The sequence below is a fragment of the Burkholderia sp. LS-044 genome (assembly GCF_004803625.1).
GTDB lineage: Bacteria > Pseudomonadota > Gammaproteobacteria > Burkholderiales > Burkholderiaceae > Burkholderia > Burkholderia cepacia.
On the sequence record NZ_SSWO01000012.1, the window covers coordinates 16,940 to 43,653 of the forward strand.

The following is a 26,714-nucleotide window of genomic DNA, read 5'->3' on the forward strand; positions in this document are numbered from 1 at the left end:
TGCTCGAGGCAACACGCGCCCCCACCGATGCGTGCGTCACGCGTGATGCCGCACGCAATCGTTGCGTGCGCTGCAGTCACGCTGCGCGCGCACATCACGCACTACCATTGCGCCGCATGCACGCGATGAAACGGAGAAGCCGATGGCACCCGACCTGAACCTGCTGATTTCGCTCGATGCGCTGCTCGAAGAGGGCAGCGTCGTCGGCGCCGCACGCCGCATGAACCTCAGCCCGCCCGCGATGAGCCGCACGCTCGCGCGCATCCGCGAAACGGTCGGCGACCCGATCTTCGTGCAGGCCGGCCGCAAGATGGTGCCGACGCCGCGTGCGCTCGAACTGCGCGGCGTCGTCCGCGAGACCGTGGAGCGCGCAGCGCAGTTGCTCGCGCCGTCCGCGGAAATCGATCTCGGCACGCTCGACAAGCAGTTCAACGTGCGTGCGAACGACGTCTTCGTCGGCCTGCACAGCAGCCGGCTGCTCGAGGAGATGGCGCGCGGGATGCCGCGCGCGATGCTGCGCTTCATGCCCGAGGAAGACGACGTCGACGACGACGCATTGCGCAGCGGCCGCATCGACCTCTTCATCAGCGCGTCGCGCCGCCTGGGGCCGGAGATTCGCGTGCAACCGCTGTTCACGACGACCTTCGTCGGCCTCGCGCGCCACGACCATCCGATCTTCGACGACGACATCACGCCCGAGCGCTTCGCGCGCTGGCCGCATATCGGCGTCTCGCGGCGCGGCAAGTCGGCGGGGCCGATCGACAACGCGCTCGCCGCGCGCGGGCTCGCGCGCCACGTGCTGCTCGTCGTGCCGACGCCGTATGCGGCGATCTTCGCGCTGCAGGCGTCCGACCTGATCCTGCCGCTGCCCGAGCATCTCGCGCGCGGCGCGGTGCGGGCCGGGCTCGGCGTGCGCACGTTCGAACTGCCGGTGCCGCTCGAAACCGTGCTGATCACGCAGGCGTGGCATCCGCGCTTCCAGAGCGACCCCGCGCACCAGTGGTTGCGGCGTGTCGTGCGCGGGCTGTGCACCGGCCAGCCGGCGCTGCGTGCGGCGCATGCATGACGGATGCGTTGCACGCACTCGTCGAGTGCAAAGACGTCACTGTTCGGCATGCATGGCGCGACCGTAGACTGGCTTCGTCCTTTCTCATGGAGCGAGTGCAGTGCATGACGCAGCAGATCAGACGCGCGCCGTCGCGGCGCCGCCCCGCCGCCTGACTCGCGCGGCCGCGGCGCTGATCGCGCGCATCGACATCTTCACGCCGCGCGGCGCGTATGTCGCGCGCTCGGTCATCGCCGCCGCGCTCGCGCTCGGCGTCGCGTACCTGCTCGAACTGGAAACGCCGTATTCGGCCGCGTCGACGGTGCTGCTCGTGATCAATCCCGTCCAGGGCGCGGTGATCGGCAAGGGCGTGTGGCGCGTGGTCGGCACGATCGCGGGGATGGTCGTCGCGTTCGTGCTGATGGGCTGCTTCGCGCAGCAGCCGCTGCTGTTCATCCTCGGCTTCGCGTTCTGGCTCGGCGTCTGCGTCGCGGGCATGACGCTGCTGCGGCACTTCCGCGCGTCGGGCACCGTCGTGGCCGGCTACACGATCGGCCTCGCGACCTACGGCGCGATGCAGCATCCCGAGCTGACCTTCGAACACGTGATCGGGCGCGGCTCGACGGTCGCGATCGGCGTGCTGTGCCTGAGCCTCGTGTCGATGCTGCTCGGCACGCGCGACGTGCACGCGAAACTCGACGCGCTGGTGACGCGCGTCACCGCCGACGTCGCGCGGGTCATCGCCGCGCAGCGCAACGGCCTCGCGGCGGCACCGGCCGACGACAAGCGGCACGCGTTGTTCGCCGGCATCTACGGCATCGACGATCTGCTCGCGCTCGGCAAGGCCGAATCGGAGGATCTCGCGCAACGCGCGGCCGCCGTGCGGCACGGGATGGCGTCGCTGTTCGGCGCGCTCGCGGGCGGCATGCCGCCGCTGCCGGCCGACAGCCCCGGCGCGCGCGCGGTCGCATCGCTGCAGCCGCGTCTCGCGGCCGCGTGGCAGGCCGCCGCCGACGCATTGGGCGACGGCCCCGGCGGCGCGACGCACGCGCGTGCGCTGCTCGGCGACGCGCGCGAACGCCTGCGCGACGCGCTCGACGGCATCGCGCTCGGCGATCCGCGCGACGATGCGGCGTTGCTGATCGCCGGCGAGCGGCTGATCGAGCAGATCGACGACTACCGCGCGGCGCTCGACGGGCTCGTCGAACTGCAGCGCCCGCGCCCCGGCTACCGGCCCGCGCGGGTGCGCTTTCACCGCGACACGGGCGCGGCCCTGCGCAACGGCGTGCGCGCCGCGTGCGCGATCGTGATCTCGGGCGCATTCTGGCTCGCGACCGGCTGGAACCAGGGCGACATGATGCTGCTCGTCGTCGCGCCGTACTGCGCGCTGCTCGCAACCGCCGGCAACCCGGCCGCCGGCGCGCAGGCGTTCATCAAGGGCACGGTGCTCGCCGTACCGGCCGCGTTCGTGTGCGCGTTCGGCATCCTGCCGCGCATCGAAGGCTTTCCGCTGCTCGTCGTCGCGCTCGCGCTGTTCTGGATGCCCGGCATCTACGCGACGAGCGTGCCGAAGACCGCGCTCGCGGGGCTCGCCTATCTCGTCGCGTTCAACACGCTGACCGGCGCGACCAATCCGTTCCGCCCCGACGTCGCGCTGTTCCTGAACCAGTCGGTCGCGTGGGTGCTCGCCACGTTCCTCACGCTGCTCACGTTCCGGTTGATCCTGCCGGGCAACCTGGCCACCGACGCCACGCGGCTGCGCCGCACGATCCGCGACGACACGCTCGCGCTCGTGGCCGGCCGGCGCGTCACGGCGGCGGGCTGGCAGCAGCGCCAGCAGCACCGCATCGCGCAGCTCGGCGCGCTGCTCGCCGGCCAGCCCGCCGCGATGACGCAGGCGAGCATCGAGGCGCTCGCAGCGCTGCACGTCGGCAAGGAGCTGCTGCGGATCCGCCGCGGCGCCGCGCGCGACGGCCTGCCCGACCCCGCGCGGCGATGCGTGCGGGCGGGGCTCGCGGGCCTCGCGCGGCACGCGGCCGCCCCGCCGCGCGCGGCCCGGCATGCACGGCGCGCCGCGCACGCGCTGGCCGGCCTCGCCGCCGCGCAGCCGGGCAACGCCGAACTGAAGTGGCTGATGGCCGCGTTCGCCGACGTCTACGTGCTGCTGCACACGTACGCCGCCTATTTCACCGCCGTTCCGGAGCGCGCCCGCGATGCTCAGTGAATTCCCGCTGGCCGGCATCTACCTGCCGCCCTTTTTCGTCTATGCGTGCGCGACCGTGCCGCTCTACCTGGCCGTGCGCGCGCTGCTCGCCCGGCTCGGCGTGCTGCGCCGCGTGTGGCATCCGGCGCTGTTCGAGTTCGCGATTTCGCTCGTGCTGGTCGCCGCGCTGATCCTCTATTTCTAGCCTTCCGTCGGAACGTATCGCGTCATGTCGCTCAAACCCCTCACCCGCTCCCTGCTGACGCTCGCCACCGTGGCCGTGGCGATCGTGCTGGTCGCCGCGCTCTGGCATGCATACGTCCTCGCGCCGTGGACGCGCGACGCGCGTGTCAGCGCGCACGTCGTGCGGATCGCGCCCGAAGTGTCGGGCACCGTCGTCGAAGTCGCGGTGGTCGACAACCAGCGCGTCGCGAAAGGCGACGTGCTGTACCGCATCGATCCGCAGCGCTTCGCGCTGGCGGTGGAACAGGCCGAGGCGCAGGTCGCCGCGACCGCCGAGTCGATGCGCCAGAAGCGCGACGAAGCGCAACGGCGCACCGGCCTCGACGATCTCGTGCCGCGGGAGGACATCCAGCGCTCGAGCCGCGCGGTGGCGATCGCACAGGCCGAGCACCGCAAGGCGCTGGCCGCGCTCGACGTCGCGAAGCTCGACCTCGAACGCACGACGCTGCGCTCGCCGGTCGACGGTTACGTGACGCAGCTGCGCCTGCGTCACGGCGACTACGCGGTCGAAGGCAAGCCCGGCATCTCGGTGCTCGACGCGCACAGCTTCTGGATCACCGGCTATTTCGAGGAGACCAAGCTGCGCCGCGTCGCGACGGGTGCACCCGCGACGATCCGGCTGATGGGCTTCGATCCGCTGCTGAGCGGGCACGTGACGAGCATCGGCCGCGGCATCGCCGACGAAAACGGCACGCTCGACGAACTCGGCCTGCCGGCCGTCAACCCGACCTTCAGCTGGGTGCGGCTCGCGCAGCGCATTCCGGTGCGCATCGAGATCGACCGGGTGCCGGCCGGCGTGCTGCTGGCGGCCGGCATGACGTGCAGCGTCGAAGTCGGCGAACGCGGGCGCGAGCGCACGCCGCGCGGCCGGCTTGCGTCGTGGCTGCACGCGTGGATGTGACGGAGGCGACGATGCGATGCCCGTTCCCTCCGGTGCGCGCGACGTGCCGCGTGCGCGCCTTCGTCGCGGCCTGCGCGTGCGCGCTCGCCGCATGCACGACGGTCGGCCCCGATTACGTGGCGCCGCAGCCCGCGCACCCGCCCGGCTGGAGCGCGCCGCGCGACACGGTGACGGCCGACCCCGCGCAGTTGCAGGACTGGTGGCACGCGTTCGGCGATGCGCAGCTCGATGCGCTGGTCGAGCAGGCGATCGCGCACAACCAGGATCTCGCGATCGCGCGCCAGCGCTTGCTGCAGGCGCGTGCCGAACGCGACCAGATCGCGAGCCGCCTCGGCCCGACCGTCACCGCGGGCGGGAACGCCGATGCGCTGCGCTCGTCGCGCGCGCTCGAATGGCCGCCCGGGATCGGCCAGTCGCGCACCTACCGGCTCGGCTTCGATGCGTCGTGGGAACTCGACCTGTTCGGCGGCACGCGACGCGCGGTCGAATCCGCCGATGCGCAGATCGACGCGCTCGACGACGATCGCCACGCGATCCTCGTGAGCCTGCTGGCCGAGCTTGCATCCGATTACGCGGAACTGCGCGCGACCCAGGAGCGGCTGCGGATCGCAACGGACAACGTCGCGAGCCTCGACGCCACGCGGCAGCTGACCGAGCGCTCGAACCGGCGCGGCCTCGGCACGTCGTTCGCGGTCGCGCAAGCGCGTGCCGAACTGCAGCTCGCGCAGGCGGCGGTGCCGCCGCTGCAGCAGGACGTCGCGCGCCTCGCCCACGCGATCGGCGTGCTCGTCGGCGGTTTTCCGGAAACGCTGCGCGACACGCTGAGCGCGCCCGGCGCGCCCCTGCCGGTCGCGCCCGCACTGCCCGTCACGCTGCCGTCGGACGTGATCCGCGAGCGCCCCGACATTCGCGCCGCCGAACGGCGGCTCGCCGCCGCGACCGCGCAGATCGGCGTCGCGCGCGCCGAGCAGTTTCCGCATTTCGCGATTCCGCTGAGCCTCGGCACGACGGCGAGCCTCGTGCAGGACCTGTTCTCGGGCGCGAGCGTCGCATGGTCGGTCGCGCTCGACGGCACGCAGACGCTGTACGACGGCGGCCGCGCGAAAGCCGGCGTCGACGCCGCGCGCGCGGCCGCCGAGGCGGCCCGGCTCGCCTACGAGCAGCGCATCCGCGGCGCGTTTCGCGATGTCGAGGACGCGCTGGTGGCGATCGGCGCCGCGCGCGACCAGCAAGCCATGCTCGCCGCGGCGGTCGACAGCAGCCAGGATGCGCAGTCGCGCGCGACTCGGCTGTATCGCAACGGCCTCGGCGAATACCTGTCGGTGCTCACGGCGCAGCGCGCCACGTACCGCGCACGCGATGCGCTCGCACTCAGCCGGCTCGCCCAGGTGCAGGGCGCGATCGCGCTCTACAAGTCGCTCGGCGTCGGCTGGCGCGCCGCGCCGCCGGTCGCGCAGGCGGCCGCGGCGCAAGCGAGCGCGCATTGAATGCCCACGCACGGCCACCCGACGCTCCGGCGTCGCTCATCCAACGGAGAACCTTCGATGTCCGCTCTCAATCCGAATGATTTCGCGCTACACGACATCCATCTCTTTCCGGTCTGCGTGTTTCGCCCCGAACACGCGACACCGGGCTACGCGCCGCGCTGGGAAGGCGAGATCGACACGCTGATGCGCCACGGCGAGCCGTTCGTGATCGTCTACGTCGAGCTCGACACCGACGAGAGCCACGACGACCGCAAGCACCGCGCGGTCTGGCTCAAGCAGAACAAGGTCGAGCTGGGCGCCGTCTGCAAGGCGCTCGTCAGCGTCGAACCCGATCCCGACCGGCGCGCGGAAGTGGCCGCGCAGGGCGAGGTCGCCGTCAAGGCATTCGGGATTCCGCATCACGCGGTGGCGTCGTTCGGGCAGGCCGTCTCGCTCGCCGCCCGGCTCACGCGGCAGCATCCGGGCAACGACGCGCTGCAAACCGGACAACAGGCATGACAGGGCCGGCACGCCGGGACACGTCGCCTCCGCCACCGACACGAGGGCCGGCATGCGCTATCCCGCCCTGACGATCACGAGCTCGCACACGCTGGCGTCATGTCCGTCGCGGCTCCCCGATCCGGGCGAGATCCTGTTGTGGCGACTGCGCGGTGAATGGCAGCTCGTCACCAGCGAGCAAGGCCATCTCTGCCTGTCGAAGACGGAACTGCGGCGTGCCAGGATGCATCCGAACCGCGCGCATGGCCGCCGCTTCGCGATCGGCCGGTCGGCGCTGCGCGCGATCCTGGGGACGCTGGCCGGCCGCGCCGCCGACGAGCTCACGCTGCTCGAGCGCGAGGCCGACCATATCGCGATCGCGGGCTGCGACTCGCTGGACGGGCTCGACATCGTGGTTGGCCACGCCGGCATCTGGATCGTGATCGCGATCGCCCGTGGCCCGATCGGGCTGGGCATGGCGCAAGCCGGCACGTACGCCGGTCCGGCATCGCGCGACCAACTTCGGCTGGACAGCCTCTCGAATGCATGCGGAAGCGGACACGGCGCGACGCTCGCGTCGCTGGCGCCGTTTGTGGGGCCGTTCCGCGAGGTCGATACGCCGCATGCGGGCCGCTGGCGCCTGCTCGACATCCCGCTCCCCGGCCTGGCCTGCGCGGCAACCGTTGCCGCGCGCCAGATGGACAAGATCCATGCGGTGGGCTGGCGCGGCGAACGCAAGGACTGGCTGGCCGACCGCGATCGCCACCTGCGGGCGGCGGCGTTGGGCAGCACGGCGGCCTGCGTCGCGGTCGAGTAGACCGGCTTCGAGGCCCCGCCGAATTCACGCGGTGGCGATTCCCGCGTTCGGTATCGGACGTGGGAGCCGTCCATGGGAACGCGAGAAGGGAGCCGGTTATGGGAGCCCCCTCCCTCGCTGCCACTCCGTCAGCCGGCGACCATCGCACCCGCTTTCACGTGCCGGCCCGCTCGGCGCAGCAACTGCACGCCGAACCACAGCATCCACAACGGCAGCACGAGGACGACGACGACCTCGCTCGCCCCCGTCACGACTTCGTATTCAGGAAAGAAACCGGACACGAAGATGATCGCGAAGAACCACGCGACGATCTTCAGCAGGAACGACCCGTGCCATCCGGCCTGTTTCAACCGGTTGGCGGCGATCGGCGCCCAGAAGAACACCAGCGGGCCTTCGGCCCACCACAACCCGCTTTGCGTGCCGTTGGCGACGGTCGTCCACGCCGCGGCCGCGGCGGCCCTCGTTGGGTCGTCTCCGCCCGCATACATCCGCGCCAGCGGATCGAGCACCGACAGCTGCAGTGCCGCCCCGGTGATGCCGAGCACCGCATACGCCCCGATCGCGAACGCGATCATGTAGCCGAGCGCGCCGAGTTCGTCCTTGAAGGTATGCAGGAAGTACCCGCCGATCACGAGAACCGCGAGATAGAACCCGAACACGTCGGCCAGCATCGACAGGCGAAACAGGTCGCGCGTATCGGACGGCAGGCTCAGCATCGTCGCGCCGTGCAGCAACATGCCGGTATCCGGACCGGCCACCGCCGACACCAGCCCCACGTTCGCGTAAGCCAGCAGGCCACCGATGATCGCGCTCCATGCCGCGAAGCGCATGACCTTGTATGAATCGTTCCTCATTCTCTTTCTCCGCACACCATGCCCGGTTCCCGCATGGAGAACCATTCGATTGACGTTGACAGGCCCGATCGCGCGACGCCGGAAACCGGGCCGCTCGATCGGTAATTCACGACAACAACGATAGGTCGATATGACAAACATGAAATCGACACGAAACACGAGGGCATTCCCTCGTGGCTGCTTCATTCAGCGCGATGCGTGACGCATCGCACTTACGTCACGCCGCTGCGTTTCCTTGAGCGGCCGCCGCCTCTTCCCTTTCCTGCAATTCCCGCCACAGGATCTTTCCTGACCCGGATTTCGGCAGCGACTCGACGAATTCCACGATGCGCGGAACCTTGTAGGACGCCATATGATCGCGCGACCATGCGACCACGTCGTCGGGCGTCACGCCGTCGGGATACGCCGGATCGAGCACGACGAATGCCTTGACGGTCTCGCCGCGATGTGCGCTGCGCGTGCCGATCACGCACACTTCCTTGATCGCCGGATGGCGGTACATCGTCGTCTCGACTTCGGCCGGCCAGACCTTGTAGCCCGACGCGTTGATCATCCGCTTCAGCCGGTCGGCCATGAAGAAGTAGCCGTCCGCGTCGATGCGGCCGAGATCGCCGGTGCGCAGGAAGCGCTTGCCGTCGATCTCGACGAACGCCTGCCGCGTTGCTTCCGGATTGCGCCAGTACCCTTGCATCAGTTGCGGCGCATGCATGACGATCTCGCCCACCTCGCCTTGCGGCACGGGCTGGAACGTGACCGGATCGACGATCCGCGCATCGACGTCGAACACCGGAATGCCGAGGCACTGCGGCTTGGGATGCGCGGGCGGATTGATGTGCGTCGCCGCGATCGTTTCCGACATCCCGTAACCTTCGACGTAGTCGAGCCCGACCGTTTCCCTGAGCTTCCGGGCGATCGCTTCCGGCATCGCCGCGCCGCCGCCGCGCGCCGAGCGCAGGCTCGACAGGTCGTATTCGTGCAGGTTCGGATTCGACAGGAAATCCACCATCATCGTCGAGATCGACTGCCACACGGATACGCGGTTGCGGCCGATCGCCAGGGCCACGGCATCGCGATCCCAGCGCGGCAGCACGACCACCGTCGACCCGCGGTACAGCGGGCCGTTCAGGCCGCCCTGCATGCCGGTGACATGGAACAGCGGCAGCACCGCGAGGTGGATCGCGTCCTCGGGATCGTCGAACCAGTCGACGAAGCCGGCCGCCGTGCACAAGACACTACGATGCGTGTGCACGCAGCCTTTCGGCTTGCCCGTCGTGCCGGACGTGTACGGCATCAGGCAGATGTCGTCTGGGCCCGCCGTCAGTTCGCCCGGCGCCAGCTGCGCGGCGAGCGCATCGCGCCAGTGCACCACGCCGGGCCCGTCGACGTGGCGCGGCGCGGCCACGAAATCGGGCACCGCGACGGCCGAAGGTTGCGCCACGTAGTCGCCGTACGTCGCCACGACGACGTTCGCGAGGCCGCCCGCGCCGCCCACGAGCGGCGCGACGCGCGGATACAGGTCCTGCGCGACGAATACCGTGCTCGCGCCGCTGTCCTCGATGTAATGCGCGAGTTCGTCGGTCATGTTCATCGGGTTGACCGGCACAACCACCGCGTTCGCACGCAGGATGCCGTAGTACGCAATCATCCATTGCGGGCTGTTCTGCATGTCCAGGAGCACGCGGTCGCCCGCCTTCACCCCGCAACGCTGCTGCAGGAAACCCGCCACGTGCTCGGCTTCGCGCCGGAAGCGCGCGAACGAGACCGGCGTGTCGTAGAACAGGATGAACGGCTTGTCGGGATGGCGCTCCGCCGCGGCCTCCACGTGACGGAACAGGTTGGTCGCGGGCGGCACCTGACGCGTGGCCAGGTGCGCGGGCCAGAATGGCGATCGGATGGCTGACATGGTTCGGCAACTCTTCGTCAAAACTGCGGGTGAGAAATGGCAGCGGCAGGACCGGCCGTCCCGACACTGCGTGCACGCATTCGTTTGGCCGGGTGAACGTCCGGCGCCGCCGGCAACCGGACAGCCCCCTATCGGCCGGTATCGATGCCCGACGTCGTGAACCGGTGCGTTTCCGCCGACGCCGCCGTCGCATGCGCCGCGGATGCCACCCGGCTGACGCCGCGCATCATGTCGACCGCCTTCTCCGCGATCATGATGGTGGGCGCATTGGTGTTGCCGCCGATCAGGGTCGGCATCACCGATGCATCGACGATGCGCAGCCCGTCGAGGCCATGCACGCGCAACTGCGGATCGACCACGGCCATCGCGTCCTGTCCCATGCGGCAGGTGCCGACCGGGTGATAGACGGTATCCGCACGCTTGCGCAGCACGGCGCGGATCTCGTCGTCGCTGTGCACGTCGCGCGTGAACATGTCCCGCGTGATCCACTCCGCGAGCGCGGGCGCGTTCATCAGGCCGCGCGTGATCTTGAAGCCCGCCACCATGTCCTCCAGGTCGCGCGGATCGTCGAGGAACGCGGGATCGATCAGCGGCGCGTCGGCCGGGTCGCGGCTGAGCAGCGTGACCGAGCCGCGGCTGCGCGGGCGCAGCAGGCACACGTGGCAGGACAGCCCGTGGCCCAGGTGCATGCGCCGCGCGTGGTCGTCGACCAGCGCCACCAGGAAATGCAGCTGGATGTCGGGCGCGTCGAGGCCGGGTTGCGTCTTCAGGAACGCGCCGCCTTCGGCGAAATTCGACGTCAGCATGCCGCGCCGCTCGCGGCGAAAACGCAGGATCTCGCGCAGCATCCGCGCGCTGCCGCCCACCGAGATGCCCATCGTATCGAGGCTGCGCGTGCGGTAGCTGAAGATGAAGTCGGGGTGGTCCTGCAGGTTGCGGCCCACGCCGGGCAGATGGTGCAGCGTGTCGATGCCGACGCGCGCGAGCTCGCCTTTCGGGCCGATACCGGACAGCATCAGCAGTTGCGGCGTCTGCAGCGCGCCCGCGGCCAGCACCACCTCGCGCCGCGCACGGAAGGTCTTCAGCGTGCCTTTCTGCAGCACTTCCACGCCCACCGCGCGCTTGCCCTCGAACAGGATGCGCCGCACCTGCGCGTGCGTTTCGACGGCGAGATTCGCGCGTTTGCCGAGATGCGGGAACAGATAGCCGCGCGCCGCGCTCCATCGTTCGCCCTGCTTCTGCGTGACCTGGTAGATACCGACGCCTTCCTGCTGCGCGCCGTTGAAATCGTCCGTCAGCGGCAGGCCGGCCTGGCGGGCCGCCGCCAGGAAGCGTGCCTGGAACGGGTTGTCGGAGCGCAGGTCGCTGACCCACAGCGGGCCGTCCTGGCCGTGCCACGCGTCGTTGATGCGCTCGTTGTGCTCGCTCAGGCGGAAGTACGGCAGCACTTCGTCGTACGACCAGCCGGGATTGCCGAGCGCGGCCCACGTGTCGTAGTCGGTGCGGTGGCCGCGAATGTAGACCATCGCGTTGATCGCCGACGAGCCGCCCAGCGCCTTGCCGCGCGGCTGATAGCCGACGCGGCCGCCGAGGCCGCGCTGCGGCACCGTGTGGAAGGCCCAGTTGTTGAGGCGGGTCGGCAGCATCGCGACCATGCCCGCCGGGATGTTGATTTCCATGCCGTTGCCGCCGCCGCCCGCTTCCAGCAGGCAGACGGAGGTGTTCGGGTCTTCGGTCAGGCGCCCTGCTACCACGCTGCCGCCCGAGCCGCCGCCCACAACGATGTAGTCGAACTGATGATTCATGGCATTTCTCTCGATACGGGATTCGGAAGTCACGCGAGTCGCGACAGCGTGCGCAGCAGCAGATCGAAGACGCGGCCGTACGGCGGATGGAACAGCACGGCACCGTTCCAGCGGGCCTGGTGAAACACCGGCTTCAGTTTGCTGAAGGTGTCGAAGCCCCACTGCCCGTGATAGGCGCCCATGCCGCTCTGCCCGACGCCGCCGAACGGCTGGTTCTCCTGTACCAGGTGCCACAGGCAGTCGTTGATCGTGACGCCGCCGGACACCGTCTCGCGCAGCACGCGATCGCGGCGCGATGCGTCTTCGCCGAACCAGTACAACGCCAGCGGACGCGCGCGGCCCTGAATGTAGGCGAGTGCATCGTCCAGGTTCGCGTATTCGACGATCGGCAGGACGGGGCCGAAGATCTCTTCGTTCATCAGCCGCGTGTCGGCCGGCGCGCCGACCACGATCGTCGGCGCGAATTTGCGCGACGACGTGACGAACGATTCGCCGGCCGGGTTGACTTCGAGGATGCGCGCGCCCGCGCGACGCGCTTCATCGACCATGTCGGCGAGGCGCGCGCGGTGGCGTTCGCTGATGATGGCCGTGTAGTCGGGATTCGCGGCCAGCGTCGGATACAGGCGCGCGACGGCGCGCGCCAGTTGCGACGCGACGCTGCCGGCCGTGCCGGTGGGCACGAGCAGGTAATCGGGCGCGACGCAGGTCTGGCCCGCGTTCAGCAGCTTGCCGAACGCGATGCGCTGCGCGGCCACCGCTACGTTGCACGACGCATCGAGGATGGCCGGCGATTTGCCGCCGAGCTCGAGCGTCACGGGCGTCAGGTTGGCGGCGGCGGTTTGTGCGACGACACGCCCCACCTGGGTCGAACCGGTGAAGAACAGATGATCGAACGGCAGGCTCGCGAACGCCTTGCCGAGTTCGACGTCGCCCGCCACGACGTCCAGTTCGTCCGGCGCGAAGGTCTCGCGCGCCATCGACACGAGCAGGTCGGACAGCGCGGGCGTGAGCTCGGACGGCTTGATCAGGACGCGATTGCCGGCGGCGAGCGCCGCGAGTGCCGGCCCGAGCGAAAGCTGCAGCGGGTAGTTCCACGGCGAGATGATGCCCGTCACGCCCAGCGGCTGCGGGATGAGCCGGTTGTAGCCGGGCCGGAAATGCAGCGCGGTCGGCACGCGGCGCGCCCGCATCCAGTGCTTCAGGTGCCGGCGCGCGTGCCGGATGCCGGCGCGCACGATGAACACCTCCGCGAGCCGCGTCTCGTGAGCGGAGCGGCCCTGAAAATCGGTGTCGATGGCGCGCACGATGTCGTGCTCGTGCGCATCGAGCCACGCGGCCAGCCGTTCGAGGCGCGCCAGCCGGGTGGCCAGGGCCGGGTTCGGCTCCAGCGCGAAGGCGCGGCGCTGGCGCTCGAAGCGGGCCGCAAGGTCGGTCGGGTAGCCTTGATGCATGGTGTCTCCTCCGGCTTGTCGATCGTGCGATCGCGTCGCATCACGACAAGCGTCTTGCAAGATGTCCCTGGTTTTCACGCTGCCTTCGGGCAGATCGTTTGCCGGCGATTGCGCGAGCGCCGCGCCACGCCGTCTCCTCTTGTCGCGTGCCGCACGCTAACCGGCTCACGCAATGTGCCTGCCGGCACGCACGGGTTCGGCGGCAGCGCGTGTTGCACGGTGCCGGATATGGCCGTCGATCAGGCTCGTCAGCAGCGGCACGACGCCATCGGGAATGTCGTGCCCCATGCCGCGCACCGTCACCATGTCGGCACCCGGGATCGCGGCAGCGGTCGCGGCACCTCCGCTCGGCGCGACCAGCAGGTCGCGATCGCCGTGCACGACCAGGGTCGGCGCCCGGATTCGCCGGATTTCCTCGGTTCGGTCTCCTGACTTGATGATCGCGCCGATCTGGCGGGTCGTGCTCTCGTGGTCGCACGCCTGCTGGCCGCGGTCCCACGCCTGGGCCGCGTACGCGCGCCGCGCGGCGTCGTCCGCGGGATACGCCTGCGTACCGATGTGGGCCATGATGCGGCTGTACTGCTCCACCGCCGCTTCGCGCGTGCGCGGCGGCGGTGCGGTCAGCATCAGCATGCTGGACATGGCCGGCTGGCCGACGTTGCGCGCACCGGTCGTGGAGATGATGGAGGTCAGCGACAGCACGCGTTGCGGATGGCGAGCGGCGAGCACCTGGCCGATCATGCCGCCCATCGACATGCCGACGACGTGCGCGCGCGCCACCTTCAGGCTGTCGAGCAGGCCGATCGTGTCCTGCGCCATGTCTTCCAGGTCGTAGCCGTCCTTGACGGGCACGCGCAGGAATTGCCGGAGCACGCTCGGCCCCGGCCGCGCGATGCGCGACGAGCGCCCGACATCGCGATTGTCGAACACGATCACGCGATAGCCGCATTGAATCAGCGCGCCGATCAGCGCAGGCGGCCAGAAGGTCAATTGCAGCGTCATGCCCGCGATCAGCAGCAACGGCTCGCCGTCGTCGGGCCCGTAGGTGCGATAGCAGAGGCGCACCCCGCCCGGCAGGTCGCAGAACGCGTCCTGGATTGCTTCCATGGCGTGGATCGTCATGATCAGGCTCCGACGGCCCGACGGGCCTCGACGCGATCCGTGCCGCCTGCTGCCGGCGCATGCCTGAAACGCAGGTTCGGATCTTCGACCGGGCCATGCCGCAATATCCTGACGTCGACGTGATAGTCCATCGACATGATCCACGGCGTGCCCGGGCCCTGGCGCGGCAGGCCGTCGATCGCGCGCTTGATGTAGCCGGCACCGAAATCGAGCAGCGGGCGCGTCGGCATGTCGGCGGCCGGCAATTCGGGCATGCAGACCGCGTAACCGCCGTGCTCCATATGCGTCAGCAAACGACAGAAGTGTTCGGCCAGCAGCCCGACCTTCATCGTCCACGACGAATTCGTATAGCCGATCGAGAACCCGAAGTTCGGCACGCCGCTGAGCATCATGCCCTTGAAAGCGACCTTGCTGTGCAGATCGACCGGCTCGCCGTCGACCACCAGCTTGATCCCGCCGAAGAACCTGACGTTGAGCCCCGTCGCCGTGACGATGATATCGGCGGGCAAGGTCTGCCCGGATTCCAGCACGATGCCCGTTTCTGTGAAGGCCCTGATGCGGTCCGTCACGACCGATGCGCGGCCATCGCGGATCGACTTGAAAAGATCGCCGTCCGGCACCACGCACAGGCGCTGGTCCCACGGGTTGTACGGTGGGTTGAAATGGACGTCGACCGGATAGTCCTTCGGCAACTGGCGCTTGTTCAGGTAGCGGATCAGGCGCCGCGCCGCCTGCGGACGCGACCGGCAGAAACGCCAAATGAAGCGGGAAATCGCGACATTCTTCCGACGCACGATCGCATAGGCCCACTTGTGCGGCATGATCTTGCGCAGCGTATTCGCAATGATGTCTTCGGACGGCAGGCTCACCACGTAGGTCGGCGTGCGCTGCAGCATCGTGACGTGCCCGGCCTTGCCGGCCATGGCCGGCAACAGCGTGACGGCGGTCGCGCCGCTGCCGATCACCACCACGCGCTTGCCGCCGTAGTCGAGATCTTCCGGCCAGTGCTGCGGGTGAACCACCGTCCCGCCGAAATTCTCGATCCCGTCGAGCTTCGGCGTGTAGCCTTCGTCGTGCCGATAGAACCCTGCGGCGCTGAAGAACCACTTGGCCAGGATCGTCTTGCGTTCGCCCGTATCGAGGCGCTCGACTTCGACGTTCCACAGCGCCTGCGCACTCGACCAGCTTGCCTGGATCACCTTGTGATTCACGCGGATGTGACGATCGATCCCGTATTCGGTCGCGGTCTCTCTCAGGTACGAAAGGATCGAATCCGCACCGGCGATCGCCTTCTTGTCGGCCCACGGCTTGAAACCGTAACCGTAGGTATGCATGTCCGAGTCGGAGCGGATGCCCGGATAACGAAACAGGTCCCACGTGCCGCCGGTCGTGGCACGCGCTTCCAGAATGAGGTACGACGTGCCGGGACGGTCCGTCTCGAGTTGACGGGCAACGCCGATCCCGGAAAGGCCGGCGCCAACGATGAGCACATCTACATGCTCGGTGGACGGAAGAGGGTGTACGGTCACGGCGTGTCTCCTGATTGCGTCGAAATGCGCGATGTGTCGTTATTGTTATCAACCGAACCGCACCAAACAAGGTGTCGAACGCACAGTACGCGACTACAATTAGTGCAACTTGCACCTCTTCATTTGCGTCTCGCCTGCCATGTCCCAGAACCTCCCCTCCATGACCCCGCCGCCATGGCCGATGCCGTCGCCTCGCATCCGGGAATTGATGCGTCAGGGTGCCGAGATCGCGCTGAATGTGCAGACGGAATGGCTGCAGGAACTCGACAAGGAGAACGTGGCGGCCAGCGCGACGATGAGCGACCCCGTACTCGCGGCGGCCGTGCGGCGGATCAACCGCAACGGGCTGATTCACTGGGCAACCTCCAATCTTGAGAACCCTTGCGCGCCGGTATCCCGCTTCCTGTCCGCCGACATGCTGAGCAGTGCGCAGGAACTGGTGCGGCGCGGCCTGACCGACCTCGTGTTCGTCGCGGCCCGTTCGTCGCAGAGCGTCGTGTGGCAACGCTGGATGGAGCTCGCGTTTACGTTGACCCAGGACCCGGAAGAACTGCGCGAATTCCTCGCCGTGTCGTCACGTTCGATCGCGACGTTCATCGACACCAACATGGTCGGCATGGCGGAGTTCATGCGCGCCGAGCGCGAAGCGCGACTACGCGGCACGCACGCCGACCGTCGCGAACTGGTCACGCAGATCGTCGAGGGCACGGCCATCGGCACGCAAGAGGCCAGCCGGCGTCTGGGCTACACGCTGGAGCAGCGCCATCACGCCGCGATCGTCTGGAGCGAGGAAGCGGATATCGAACTGGGTTTGCTGGAGCGGGCCGCCGACGCGCTGGCCCAATGCGCGGGCACGCGCAATGCCCTGGTCGTCGTCGCGAACACGGCGACATTGTGGGTCTGGACGTATCACGACGGCAAACCGCTCGACATGCCCTGGTTGCAGCGTGCGATCAACACGCTGCCCGGTGTGCACATGGCCGTCGCGACCGCCGGCAGCGGCGTGGAAGGATTCCGGCATGGCCACCTGGACGCACTGGCGACGCAGCGGCTGCTCGGCAGGCTGCACGCCGGCGTCGGCGTGGTGCATGCGGACAGCATGAGTCTGATCGCGCTGATGACCAATCACATGGAGTCCGTACAACAGTTCGTCACCAATACACTGGGCGAGCTGGCCACCGCCGACAAGTCGCTGCGCGCCGCGCTGCGCGCGTTTCTCGCGGAAGGCTGCAGCGTGACCGACGCGGCCGAGAAAACCCATGTTCACCGCAACACGTTGCTGCGCCGGCTCGAGCGTGCCGAGGCGCTGCTCCCCCGCCCGCTCGCGCAGCAGCGCCTGCACGTCGCGGCCGCGCTGGAGGTGCTGTACTGGATCGCCAACGATCCGGATTGATCGCGGCGCATGCGTCGAGGCCGTTCTTCACATGCGGATGACGTACGCAAACGGTCATTGGCGCGCAACGGGACGTTGCGGTCGGCTCAAGGCGCCCCGCCGCTGTCGTGCAGTTCCGGCCCGGCGCACCCGGCACGACATCGCGCAACCGCTGCGTGACCGGGGACGACTACCCGCTACACGCGGTCACCGCACGGCGTTACCTCGAGGTCGATTTTCGTAGACGAGGCAACGGACCGTCTCCATGAACATGGCATCGAGCTCCTGCGTAAATCGCGCCGACCCGGATTGCAACGTCAGGCCATCGGCAGTCGCAATCAGCAGCGTGGCGACGTGCAGGCTGTCGGCCGTGTCGAACGCCGGATTGACGGTGCGCAACAGCTTCGCGATCTCGCGCGTCAGCGTGTCGTACCATCCGTCGAACAGCTTGAGGCATTCGGGATCGATGGCGGCGAACGACAGGAAATGCCTGAACAGCGCACCGTATTGCGCATCCTTCGCATCGCTCAGCGAGCGCGCCAGCACGCGTTCGAGTACGTCGTCCGGCGACGCATCGCTGTCGAGCACGCGCGTCAGCTCGCCCAGGTACGCATCGATGGCCGGCTCGATCACGGCCCGCAGCACGGCCAGCCGGGTCGGGAAGTAATACTGCAGGTTGCTCACGCTGATACCGGCACCGGCGGCGACCGCGCGCTGCGAGAAGGTCAGCGGGCCGCCTTCCAGCAGCAGCTCCCGCGCGACGCGAACGATCGTGTTGCGCGTGCGCAGCCCCTGCGCCCGCAAGCCGTCGGGATGGCTGCCCGACGAGGCAGCACTCGTCGCGCGCTTCCTTCCGCCAGCATGGTGCGCTTCGGGTTCGGTCACCGTGTCCGGTTCGTCGTGACGGTGTCGCATGGCACTATCCGCGAGCCGCACGGCGGTTCACGCGTTCGTCGAGCAGGTTCGCGACGCCCAGCACGGCCTTGATCGCGCACCAGCGCAGCGGCTCAGGCGGCATCGATGGCGTGCGGTGCGTGAGCGCCGTGAGCAGCGGCGACTCCGCGCCGATGATCCGGTCGGCCAGCACCTGCCCGATCAGCGACTGCGTGCCGACGCCGTGGCCCGAGCATCCGGCCGTGTAGAACACGTTGCCGTGCGGGCCGGTCGCGCCGACCACCGGCAATGCATCGCCGGCGATCGAGACATAGCCGCTCCAGCATGCACGCACCGGCTGGTCGCCCAGTTGCGGGAAACGCGCGCGCAGCGTCGCCAGCAGCGCGCGATAGGCCGCGTCGTCCGGTACGTTCGGCGTGCGCGAGCCATAGACGTAATCCAGCCGCTTGGTCGTCACCACCAGCGTATTGCGCGCGGTGAGCCGGTGGCTCTCCATCGTCAGGTGCGGCGTGACGATTCCCTCGCGGTTCGGCCAGCCCAGCATCGCCAGTTGCGCATCGGACAGCGGTTCGGTTTCGAGCGCCGACACGCGCAGCGGCATCACCTTGTCGTCAAGCACGCCGAGTTGCGGCGTATACGCATTGGTGGCAAGCACCATGACCGGCGCGCTTGCGGTGCCGCGCGCCGTGCGGGCCCGCACGGTCGCGCCGGCGTCGAAGTCGAGCAGCGCGGTGTTCTCGTAGAGCCTCACGCCTGCCGCGAGCGCCGCGCGCCGCAAGCCCGTCACATACTTGCCGGGGTCGAGCGTGCCGCCGCCGGGAAAGTGGCAACCGAACAGGAACGCCGGCGGAATGCCGCGCGCCCGCAGCGCCGCGCCATCGAGATACTGTGCGGGAGAACCGAGCGCAATGCCCATCTCCATGTTCTCGCGCAGGCGCTTCTCCTGCGACGGATGCACACCCGCGCGAATGATCCCCGTCGCGCGAAAGTCGCAGTCGATCCCGTACTCGACGAGCTTGCGCTCGACGTAGGCAACGCCCTCGTCGTAGAAGCCGACGATCCGTTTCGCCTGCTCGCGCCCCACGCGCTTCACGAACATCTCGTACTCGAGCCCCTGCCCGCCCGCGAGATAGCCGGCATTTCGGCCGCTCGCGCCGAAGCCCGCGAACTCGCGCTCGATCACGACGACGCTCGCGCCGCGCGCGGTCAGTTCGAGCGCGGTGGACAGGCCCGCGAAGCCGCCGCCGACGACGACCACATCCGCGCGAACGTCGCCTTCGAGCTGCGGATGCATGTCGGCCGGCCGCTCGATCCAGCCGCCGATGGATCGATAGGCCCGCAACGTGCGGTCTGCCTGCGCCGCGTCGAACCGCATCGCCGTGCCGGTCGAGTCATTCATATTCTGGTACTGCGAATTGCTCATGTGTGCCTCCGTCGCTCGTTTCCGCCAACCGGCATTCCGTGTCATCCGGGTTGCAATCAGGGCGACGTCAACACGCCGTCCTGCGAGAAAAGAACCGGCGTGCCGCCCTTGCCGGGCAGCGCGGCGGTCAGCGTCGCACGGTCCGGGCGCTGCGCGACCTCGACCGTCGGGGCGCCGGCACGCTGCTTCAATACCAGGCCGTCGAGCCCGACGCCGACCAGGCCGTCGCCTGCCGCCGACAGGCCGGTGATCGAACTCCGCGTGCGGCTGTCGACGGCCGTCCAGCTGGCGCCGCCGTCGCTGCTCTGGTACAGGCTGCCGAGCAGGCCACCGACCACGATCCGGCCGTCGGGCAGCGCGACGCCCGCCCACAACGTACCCTTGCCGCCCGTCGACAGGTAGCGCCAGTTCGCGCCGCCGTCGGCCGACTTGAGCACCGTCCCCTGTTCGGACACGATGTAGAGCGCGTGTGCGGCGTCGGCGAACACGTGATAGAGATTGCGGTCGGCCTTGCCGCCGCCCGGCGGCTTCGCGAGGGTCGTGCGCGACCACGTCTTGCCGCCGTCGTGAGTCTGCAGCATCAGCGACCACAGGCCGACGGCAATGCCGTCCTGCGCATTCGTGAACAGCACCGAGAACAGCGGCTGGTCGACCGACGTATCGAGCCGCTGCGTGACCCACGTGTCGCCGCCGTCGTCGGTCGCGAGAATCGCGCCCCACTGGCCGACGGCCCAGCCGTGCTTCGCATCCGCGAACGACACGGCCGACAGCGTCGCCGACACCGGCACGCGTCGTGCCTGACGCCAGGTCTTGCCATCGTCGTCGGACAGCAGCACGATGCCGTGCTCGCCGACCGCGACGATCCGCGACCCGGCGCGCGTCGCGTCCATCAGCATCATGTGCGTCGGCGCGGCCCACGTGTGCGCGGGTTTCGCGGCCCAGGCCGCGACGGTTCCGTCCTGCGGTTGCGCGAAGGCCGTCGCGGCCGTGCAGAGCGCGATACAGGAAATGAGCGTCTTGATCATGGTGAATCCCGGTAGTGTGCGGGCATCAGTGGTTGAAAAGCGCCGACCAGCCGGCATTCGCTTCGCCTAGCACCACGGCCGGCGGCTTGCCGTTGCCCTGCGCGGCCGCTACCCGTCGCTCGGCTCCGCCGTCGTTCGACGACGCGGCGACACCCGTTTCGCCGGTTGCGGCGTGGTGCACACCGGTGCGTGTCGCGTCCATCGCGAACGCACGAGCCGGCGCACTCCGACCCGCGCCCGTTTCATGAAATCGCGGGAACGCACCCGCCGCGATGCAAAGTACGGCGCAAACAGTTAGCGTCTTGACCATGAACGAATCTCCATCGGCAGGTTCACGAGCTTCAGTGACTGAACAAACCCGGTGCGCGGGCCGGCTTGCGGCGCGGGAACCAGCGTTCGAGCAGCGACGCGAGCGCGGGCAACGCGGTCATCGCCATCACCAGGTTCACGATGAACATGAACGCGAGCAGCTTGCCCATGTCCGCCTGGAACTTCAGCGCGGAGAAGCTCCACGTCGCCACGCCGATCGCGAGCGTGATCGCCGTGAAGATCGTCGCGACGCCCACCTCGAGCATCGCGTGCTGCACGGCCTTCACGATGTGCTGGCCGCCGGCGAGATGCACCTGCAGCCGGTTGTAGATATAGAACGCGTAGTCGACACCGATCCCCACCGCGAGCACCATCACCGGCAGCGTCGCCACCGTCAGCCCGATCTGCAGTTCCTTCATGAACCAGTAGCCGATGAAGGTCGCGACCGACAGCGGCGCGCAGCAGGCGATCATCGCGCGCCAGTCGCGGTACGCGAGGAACACGAGGATCAGGATCGCGCCGTACACGTACAGCATCATCGGCAGCTCGCTTCCCGCGACCTCCTCGTTGGTCGCCGCCAGCACGCCCGCGTTGCCGGCCGCGAGCCGCACGGCGATACCCGGGAACGGATGCGACGCGCGATACTGCTTCACGTCGTCGAGGATGCGGTTGATCGTCGTCGCCTTGTGGTCCGTCAGGAACAGGTGCACGGCCGACATCGTGCAGTCGGCCTTCATGAAGCCCTTCACGCGCCCGACGTCGACCGATACCGCCCCGTAGTTCTCCGGGTCGATCGGCACCACGCTCATCTTCGGATAGTCTTCGTTGTAGCCCTGGTTGTAGCCGCGCAGCATGCCCGAGTACGACTGCACGGACACCACGCCCGGCTCGGTGCGCATGGCCGCCGCGAAATCGTCCTCGTACAGTCCGACCGCCGGGTTGTTGCAGCTCTTGCCGGCCGACTCGATCGCGACCGTCAGCCAGTCGAGGCCCATGTCGTAGTTGCCGGCGATGGACGTCGCGTCGCGATTGAAGCGTGCATCCGCGCGCAGTTCCGGCGCGCCCGGCTGCAGCGTGCCGATCACGCGATCGCGGCTTTGCCACGCGGCCAGCGCAAACACGACCAGCGTCAGGGCGACCGTCGCCCCCGCATACTTCGGCTGCGCGACGCGCGCAAGCGGCCGCAGCCATGCCGAGCGCCGCTCGCCGCGCTTGAGTGCGCTGTCCGCGTAGCGCTTCGTGAAGTTGAAGCAGGACGCGGCCACCGGCAGCAGGATCAGGTTCGTCACGATCTTGTACGCCACGCCGAGCGACGCGGTAATCGCCAGTTCGCGCACCATCGGGATCGGGATCAGCAGCAGCGTGATGAACGACACGAACGCGGTGATCAGCGCCAGCACGCCCGGAATCAGCAGCCCGCTGAAGCTGCGGCGCGCCGCCTCGTACGAGCTGTGCCCGTGCGAAATCTCGCGCACGATGAAGTTCACCTGCTGCACCCCGTGCGACACGCCGATCGCGAACACCAGGAACGGCACCAGCACCGCGAGCGGGTCGAGGCCGAAACCCAGCAGCTTCAGCGTGCCGAACTGCCAGACCAGCGAGGTCAGCGAGCACGCGATCAGCAGCACCGTGAAGCGCAGCGAATGGCAATACCAGTACACCGCGAGCGCGGTCAGCAGCAGCGCGATCGCGCAGAAGCCGAGCACGGCCTTCGCGCCGTCGGCGATGTCGCCGATCTGCTTCGCGAAGCCGATGATCTGCACCTCGTAGCCGGCATCCTCGAACGGCTGGCGGATCTTCTGTTCGAGCAAATGATTGAACGCGACGTAATCGAGCACCTTGCCCGCACTGTCGCGCTCGTTCAGCTCGGCCGTGATCATCGCGCTGTCCTCGCCGTGCGACACGAGCGTGCCGACATAGCCGCCCAGCGTCGTCGCGCGACGGATCTTCCCGACGATCTCCGGCGTCAGCTGATCCGGCGTGATCGTGCCGGAAATGATCGGCTCCGCGCGAAAGCCTTCGTCGGTGATTTCATTGACGAACGCGTTCGACGTCCACAGCGAGCGCACGCCGATCCGGTCGACATTCGGCAGGTAGGTCACCGCCTGCGTGACCTTGTACAACCGTGTCAGGCCGTCCGGCGTCCAGATCGAGCCGTGCTTCGCGCGCACGACGACGGTGATCCGGTTCGCGCCGAGCAGGTCGTTCCGGTATTGCTGGAACGTGCGGATGTACTCGTGGCCGATCGGCATCTGCTTCTCGAAGCCGGCATCCATGCGCAGTTGCATCGCGAACACGGCCATCACGACGGTGAACAGGCCGATCGCCGCGAGCACGATCGCGCGATGACCGAAGAATAGCCTTTCAAGGCGGCTGACCAGACGATTGAGCACTGCATTACCCCTTCATGTATTCCGGCGATGCCCGACGCGCGCGTCAGAAGTTCCGGGTAGCAAACACACCGACGAAATTGCGGTCCGCATACGGATTGCCCACCGACTGGTGACCGCCGAAGAACGCCGCGAAGTTGATGCCTGCCTGCCACTTCGGCGGATTCTGGTTGAACAGCACGTAGACGTTCACCGACTTCGCGCCCTGCATGTAGTTCGCGGTGAAGGTCGGCGTGTACCCGTAGAGGCCGGTGCTGAACGTCACGCCCGGCGTCACCTGCCAGCCGGGGATCAGCGAACCGTCATACGTCCAGTTGAAGTCGACCGTCGCGCCCACCGAACTCGACGTGCCCTGCCCTTGCGTGATCGGATAGCCGAGCCCCGAGTTGTTGTTCAGCCACGGGAAATAACCGGCGGCCGGCACCTGCGTGACCGGCTGCCCGTCCACCGTGCGCGTCACGTCCGAACCGAGGCCCGGGTAGTAGATCCACGTGAGTTCCCAGGTCAACGCAGCGGAATCCGCGGCGATCAGCTTCAGGAACGGGTACTCGCTGCGCGTCAGCGCGAGCAGCCCGTTGACATCCAGCTGGAACTTCTTCTTGTCGGCCCACTGCTGGCAGTTGACGCCTTGCACGCCGTTCGTGACGAGGTCGGTCGGGCCGCCCGCGCCGTAGCAGCTCGACAACGCGACCGCATCGCGCGGCCGATACGACAGCTCGGTACCGATGGCCCACGGGCCGACCCCGAAGTTCGCGCTCGCGCCGAACAGTTGCCGGTTCTGGAGATACGACCATTGCGCGGTGCCGTTCGACAGCGTCGACAGCACCGGCGACTTGTCCGTGTAGTTCAGGTAGTAGAACGCGAAGTTCGCATCGAACGAGCGCGGCGAGTAATTGAACTTCACGCCGAACTGCGGCCGGTATTTCGCGGGCAGCTGCGTCGACACCGGAATGCCGAGGTCGTTGAACGGCGGCCCGGCGAACGCGCCGTTCACGAGCCCGTTCTTGATCGCATTCAGCGTGTCCTGGTTGCCCGCCGCGGCCCCGCCGCCGATCGCATTGGCGATCGTGCCGACGCCCGGGCCAGCGACATTGGGGTTGTTCGCGTTGATCGTGAACGGTTCGGCGCCGCGGCCGATGACGTTCGCCAGCGACCAGTACGAACCGACCGGCGGAAGGCGGTTGCCGTTCCACTGGAACTGGTAATACGCTTCGGTGCTGAAGCCGTGGGAAAGATCGGCGGCGAGGCTCAGCATCGGCGCCGGCAGCAGCGCCTGCTTGAGCTGCGAACCCGGGATCAGCAGCTTCTGGACGTCGATCGAGTTGGTCGCGTTGATGCCGCTCTGCGCGTAGATGCTCTCGCCCCAGTTGATCACCTGGTTGCCGAGCCGGACGTGCGCGTTGCGCCCGCCGATCGTGAAATCCTTCTGCGCCCACAGATCGAGCAGCTGCGCGTTGTACACCACCTGCGCGGCCGCCGTGCTCGACAGCGGCGTTCTGGCCGTTCTCCCGGCGAGGAAGTCGTACATGCCCGTGCCGCGCACCATGAACTTGAGCCCTTCGCCCGGCATCTTCAGCAGCAGCTCGCTGGTCGCGCTCACGTAGGTGCTGAACGGCTGCCCCTTGCGGTAGTTCAGGTCGCCGTTGTCACCGTAACCCCACTGATCCGTGTTGGCAGCCGCGCCGCAACCGTATGCATTCGGATCGCCGGTCAGCGAGCAGCTCGGACTCCTGGTCCGGATCCCGCCGCCCGCCGTGAGATTGGTCACCCACGACCCCTGAACGGCGCCGTCCCCCAGCGTGAACTCGTACCCGTACGCAGTCGACGTTGCCGCACCCAGCATGGCAATCGACACCGTAGTACTCTTAACGATATTGCTTGCTTTCATCGCACCACCCACCCATCTCCAGACCGGATGCCGACGGCGCGAGTACGCACGTCGGGCCTGTTTTCTATTTTTTGGGCTACGGCAATCAGCGTTCGCTGACCGATCTCAGCGATTCCGCCGAGTAGAAATCGGGCTTGAAGCGCGGATCGTTGATCTCCTGGTACCAGCGGATATCCTTGCCCTGGCCGATCGTCGACGAATCGAACACGTAACGCCCGCTCAGCACGTCGTACTGCGCCATCGGTTCGTTGTCGCAGGCACCGCCCAGCTCCCATACCGGAATCGGGTAGCTCTCGCGCACCTTCCACAGCTTGCCTTGCGCGTCGTAGTCCTCGCCGACGAGTGCGAGCCAGCTGTCCTCGTCGAGGTAGAACACCTTCTTCGACGCGACGTGGCGCGCACTCGGCTTGACCGTCGCCTCGACGACCCATACGCGATGCATCTCGTAGCGCCGGTTCGCCGACGCGATGCCGTCCGGGGTCGCGACGTCGTGCAGCTTGCTCTTGAACTTGTACATGCCGAACGCGTTGTACGGAACGAGCAGGTCACGCTTGCCGACGAGTTTCCAGTTGAACCGGTCGATCGAGCCGTTGAACATGTTGGCTTCGTCGATCAGGTACTGGTTCTCGAAGCCGATCAGCGGCGCGTCATGCGTATAGGCCGGCATCCGTCTCACGCGGCGCTGGCCCGGAAAGTAGTAGTAGGTTTCCGAGTCCTTGTTGAAATACTGGCGCTGCACGAACGCCTGCCCCGCCAGCGCGGCCGGTGACGTGGCCGAGAAATAGGCGGCCAGGCTGAGCTGGTCGACATCCTTCGGCCCGCTCTTGCCCGATTTGCCCGACGGAAAAAAGAAGACCTGCGGGCCGATCCCGTCGATCCATTCGCCGCCGCCCGGACGCGGCGAGATCGACGTGACGACCAGCGGCCACTCGATACCGACACCCCGATACCGGTTCTCGTAGTTCAGGATCGCTTCGGCGCCGGTTTTCGGCTGGGGAAACAGCACGCCGGGCAAGACGCCCGCTTCGAGCGTTTCGCCATCCGACGCGAGCTTCGCGGCCGTGAGGTTGGCCTTCGTGTTCTGCTCGGCAAATTCCGGCAACTGGCACTCGCGGTGCGACGGATAGACATCCATCCGGTAGCCCTTGCGCTGCTTGACCAATGCGATCTGGCCGGGCGACAGATTGCTCGCGTACTTGTCGACGTTCGCGGCGTCGATCGAATAAAGCGGCTTCTCGTTCCGGTGTTTCCAGAAATCGCCTCGCGTCTTGCCGTATTCCCAGCCCGACTGCGGCTCCTGCTTGCCGGAAAAGGCCGGAATGGAACCGTCCTTGCTCGCGCCGCGTTCGGCGCCTGCGGAGGTAAGGTCGTCAGCCACCGCGCTGCCTGCCATCACCAGAAACGCAGCCGCGATTGCGGACACGGTTCCGATCGTGTGCTTCTTCATCATGTTCTCCTTCCGAGACTCAGCTTTCATTCACCGGTTGTGCGGTTGACGGGTGACAGGCGTTCAATCCGTTTCGAGCGGCTGACACGCCGCTTCCCGGAAGGCCGTCGCGCGACCCCGCGACCGTGA

21 protein-coding genes are annotated in these 26,714 nt (G+C 68.1%); 8 read left to right on the forward strand and 13 right to left on the reverse strand.

Features of this window, described 5'->3' with window-relative positions:
• Positions 1–142: 142 nt before the first annotated feature.
• The 7 genes from E9536_RS27195 (at position 143) to E9536_RS27225 (ending at position 7,173) form a co-directional block, all read left to right on the forward strand.
• Positions 143–1,066, forward strand: coding sequence for a LysR family transcriptional regulator (locus E9536_RS27195; RefSeq protein WP_136471278.1), 924 nt, complete (start codon positions 143–145; stop codon positions 1,064–1,066).
• Between the two features lie 100 nt (positions 1,067–1,166).
• Positions 1,167–3,269: an FUSC family protein gene (locus E9536_RS27200; RefSeq protein ID WP_060358622.1), complete on the forward strand. Its 2,103-nt coding sequence runs from the start codon at positions 1,167–1,169 to the stop codon at positions 3,267–3,269.
• On the forward strand, positions 3,259–3,453 hold the full coding sequence (locus E9536_RS27205) for a DUF1656 domain-containing protein (protein WP_060172851.1): 195 nt from the start codon (positions 3,259–3,261) through the stop codon (positions 3,451–3,453). Before E9536_RS27200 ends, E9536_RS27205 begins: the two co-directional genes overlap by 11 nt.
• A 24-nt stretch (positions 3,454–3,477) precedes the next feature.
• A complete protein-coding gene (locus E9536_RS27210; RefSeq protein WP_027792349.1) occupies positions 3,478–4,392 on the forward strand; it encodes an HlyD family secretion protein in 915 nt (304 codons plus the stop codon).
• 11 nt (positions 4,393–4,403) lie between these two features.
• Positions 4,404–5,879 (forward strand): efflux transporter outer membrane subunit, encoded by a 1,476-nt coding sequence (locus tag E9536_RS27215; protein ID WP_136471280.1) that lies wholly within the window; start codon positions 4,404–4,406, stop codon positions 5,877–5,879.
• A gap of 57 nt (positions 5,880–5,936) precedes the next feature.
• On the forward strand, positions 5,937–6,377 hold the full coding sequence (locus E9536_RS27220; protein ID WP_021162534.1) for a hypothetical protein: 441 nt from the start codon (positions 5,937–5,939) through the stop codon (positions 6,375–6,377).
• Between the two features lie 52 nt (positions 6,378–6,429).
• A complete protein-coding gene (locus tag E9536_RS27225; RefSeq protein WP_136471282.1) occupies positions 6,430–7,173 on the forward strand; it encodes a hypothetical protein in 744 nt (247 codons plus the stop codon).
• Between the two features lie 128 nt (positions 7,174–7,301).
• On the opposite strand, the gene E9536_RS27230 is transcribed toward E9536_RS27225, so the two are convergent.
• The 6 genes from E9536_RS27230 to E9536_RS27255 all read right to left on the reverse strand — a co-directional run bounded on the left by E9536_RS27230 (position 7,302) and on the right by E9536_RS27255 (position 15,837).
• Positions 7,302–8,027 (reverse strand): hypothetical protein, encoded by a 726-nt coding sequence (locus tag E9536_RS27230; protein WP_060172847.1) that lies wholly within the window; start codon positions 8,025–8,027, stop codon positions 7,302–7,304.
• 217 nt (positions 8,028–8,244) lie between these two features.
• The gene (locus tag E9536_RS27235) at positions 8,245–9,930 is read right to left on the reverse strand and encodes a long-chain fatty acid--CoA ligase (RefSeq protein ID WP_136471284.1); all 1,686 of its coding nucleotides are present in this window, start codon (positions 9,928–9,930) and stop codon (positions 8,245–8,247) included.
• A 128-nt stretch (positions 9,931–10,058) separates the two neighbouring features.
• Complete coding sequence (locus tag E9536_RS27240) at positions 10,059–11,735, reverse strand: choline dehydrogenase (protein ID WP_124533459.1); 1,677 nt, start codon at positions 11,733–11,735, stop codon at positions 10,059–10,061.
• 29 nt (positions 11,736–11,764) lie between these two features.
• Positions 11,765–13,186 carry a coniferyl aldehyde dehydrogenase gene (locus tag E9536_RS27245; RefSeq protein ID WP_136471286.1) on the reverse strand — a complete coding sequence of 474 codons (1,422 nt, stop codon included), beginning with the start codon at positions 13,184–13,186 and terminating at the stop codon, positions 11,765–11,767.
• A gap of 165 nt (positions 13,187–13,351) precedes the next feature.
• Positions 13,352–14,308 (reverse strand): alpha/beta hydrolase, encoded by a 957-nt coding sequence (locus E9536_RS27250; RefSeq protein WP_136471288.1) that lies wholly within the window; start codon positions 14,306–14,308, stop codon positions 13,352–13,354.
• A gap of 2 nt (positions 14,309–14,310) precedes the next feature.
• On the reverse strand, positions 14,311–15,837 hold the full coding sequence (locus E9536_RS27255) for an NAD(P)/FAD-dependent oxidoreductase (RefSeq protein ID WP_136471290.1): 1,527 nt from the start codon (positions 15,835–15,837) through the stop codon (positions 14,311–14,313).
• Positions 15,838–16,045: 208 nt separating this feature from the next.
• Here E9536_RS27255 and E9536_RS27260 point away from each other — a divergent pair, with 208 nt between their 5' ends.
• Positions 16,046–17,230 (forward strand): helix-turn-helix domain-containing protein, encoded by a 1,185-nt coding sequence (locus E9536_RS27260; protein ID WP_124533642.1) that lies wholly within the window; start codon positions 16,046–16,048, stop codon positions 17,228–17,230.
• 186 nt (positions 17,231–17,416) lie between these two features.
• On the opposite strand, the gene E9536_RS27265 is transcribed toward E9536_RS27260, so the two are convergent.
• From E9536_RS27265 to E9536_RS27295, 7 genes are all read right to left on the reverse strand, one after another.
• Complete coding sequence (locus E9536_RS27265) at positions 17,417–18,124, reverse strand: TetR/AcrR family transcriptional regulator (RefSeq protein ID WP_081072771.1); 708 nt, start codon at positions 18,122–18,124, stop codon at positions 17,417–17,419.
• Positions 18,125–18,128: 4 nt separating this feature from the next.
• Entirely contained in the window at positions 18,129–19,478 is a 1,350-nt protein-coding gene (locus E9536_RS27270; RefSeq protein ID WP_247873520.1) for an FAD-dependent oxidoreductase, read from the reverse strand.
• Between the two features lie 104 nt (positions 19,479–19,582).
• On the reverse strand, positions 19,583–20,551 hold the full coding sequence (locus E9536_RS27275) for a YCF48-related protein (RefSeq protein ID WP_136471294.1): 969 nt from the start codon (positions 20,549–20,551) through the stop codon (positions 19,583–19,585).
• A 25-nt stretch (positions 20,552–20,576) separates the two neighbouring features.
• On the reverse strand, positions 20,577–20,753 hold the full coding sequence (locus E9536_RS42195; protein WP_226157578.1) for a hypothetical protein: 177 nt from the start codon (positions 20,751–20,753) through the stop codon (positions 20,577–20,579).
• A gap of 139 nt (positions 20,754–20,892) precedes the next feature.
• Positions 20,893–23,253, reverse strand: coding sequence for an efflux RND transporter permease subunit (locus E9536_RS27285; protein WP_060061335.1), 2,361 nt, complete (start codon positions 23,251–23,253; stop codon positions 20,893–20,895).
• A 43-nt stretch (positions 23,254–23,296) separates the two neighbouring features.
• Positions 23,297–25,138 (reverse strand): DUF1302 domain-containing protein, encoded by a 1,842-nt coding sequence (locus tag E9536_RS27290; RefSeq protein ID WP_136471296.1) that lies wholly within the window; start codon positions 25,136–25,138, stop codon positions 23,297–23,299.
• An 85-nt stretch (positions 25,139–25,223) separates the two neighbouring features.
• Positions 25,224–26,588: a DUF1329 domain-containing protein gene (locus tag E9536_RS27295; RefSeq protein ID WP_060198467.1), complete on the reverse strand. Its 1,365-nt coding sequence runs from the start codon at positions 26,586–26,588 to the stop codon at positions 25,224–25,226.
• Between the last annotated feature and the right edge of the window lie 126 nt (positions 26,589–26,714).

Coding starts and splice junctions, on each gene's coding strand:
- E9536_RS42195 (WP_226157578.1), bottom strand. CDS start 20,753: ATGGACGCGACACGCACCGGTGTGCACCACGCCGCAACCGGCGAAACG.
- E9536_RS27245 (WP_136471286.1), bottom strand. CDS start 13,186: ATGCATCAAGGCTACCCGACCGACCTTGCGGCCCGCTTCGAGCGCCAG.
- E9536_RS27250 (WP_136471288.1), bottom strand. CDS start 14,308: ATGACGATCCACGCCATGGAAGCAATCCAGGACGCGTTCTGCGACCTG.
- E9536_RS27235 (WP_136471284.1), bottom strand. CDS start 9,930: ATGTCAGCCATCCGATCGCCATTCTGGCCCGCGCACCTGGCCACGCGT.
- E9536_RS27230 (WP_060172847.1), bottom strand. CDS start 8,027: ATGAGGAACGATTCATACAAGGTCATGCGCTTCGCGGCATGGAGCGCG.
- E9536_RS27295 (WP_060198467.1), bottom strand. CDS start 26,588: ATGATGAAGAAGCACACGATCGGAACCGTGTCCGCAATCGCGGCTGCG.
- E9536_RS27290 (WP_136471296.1), bottom strand. CDS start 25,138: ATGAAAGCAAGCAATATCGTTAAGAGTACTACGGTGTCGATTGCCATG.
- E9536_RS27275 (WP_136471294.1), bottom strand. CDS start 20,551: ATGATCAAGACGCTCATTTCCTGTATCGCGCTCTGCACGGCCGCGACG.
- E9536_RS27225 (WP_136471282.1), top strand. CDS start 6,430: ATGCGCTATCCCGCCCTGACGATCACGAGCTCGCACACGCTGGCGTCA.
- E9536_RS27215 (WP_136471280.1), top strand. CDS start 4,404: ATGCGATGCCCGTTCCCTCCGGTGCGCGCGACGTGCCGCGTGCGCGCC.
- E9536_RS27210 (WP_027792349.1), top strand. CDS start 3,478: ATGTCGCTCAAACCCCTCACCCGCTCCCTGCTGACGCTCGCCACCGTG.
- E9536_RS27220 (WP_021162534.1), top strand. CDS start 5,937: ATGTCCGCTCTCAATCCGAATGATTTCGCGCTACACGACATCCATCTC.
- E9536_RS27195 (WP_136471278.1), top strand. CDS start 143: ATGGCACCCGACCTGAACCTGCTGATTTCGCTCGATGCGCTGCTCGAA.
- E9536_RS27205 (WP_060172851.1), top strand. CDS start 3,259: ATGCTCAGTGAATTCCCGCTGGCCGGCATCTACCTGCCGCCCTTTTTC.
- E9536_RS27260 (WP_124533642.1), top strand. CDS start 16,046: ATGCGTCAGGGTGCCGAGATCGCGCTGAATGTGCAGACGGAATGGCTG.
- E9536_RS27240 (WP_124533459.1), bottom strand. CDS start 11,735: ATGAATCATCAGTTCGACTACATCGTTGTGGGCGGCGGCTCGGGCGGC.
- E9536_RS27270 (WP_247873520.1), bottom strand. CDS start 19,478: ATGCGGTTCGACGCGGCGCAGGCAGACCGCACGTTGCGGGCCTATCGA.
- E9536_RS27265 (WP_081072771.1), bottom strand. CDS start 18,124: ATGCGACACCGTCACGACGAACCGGACACGGTGACCGAACCCGAAGCG.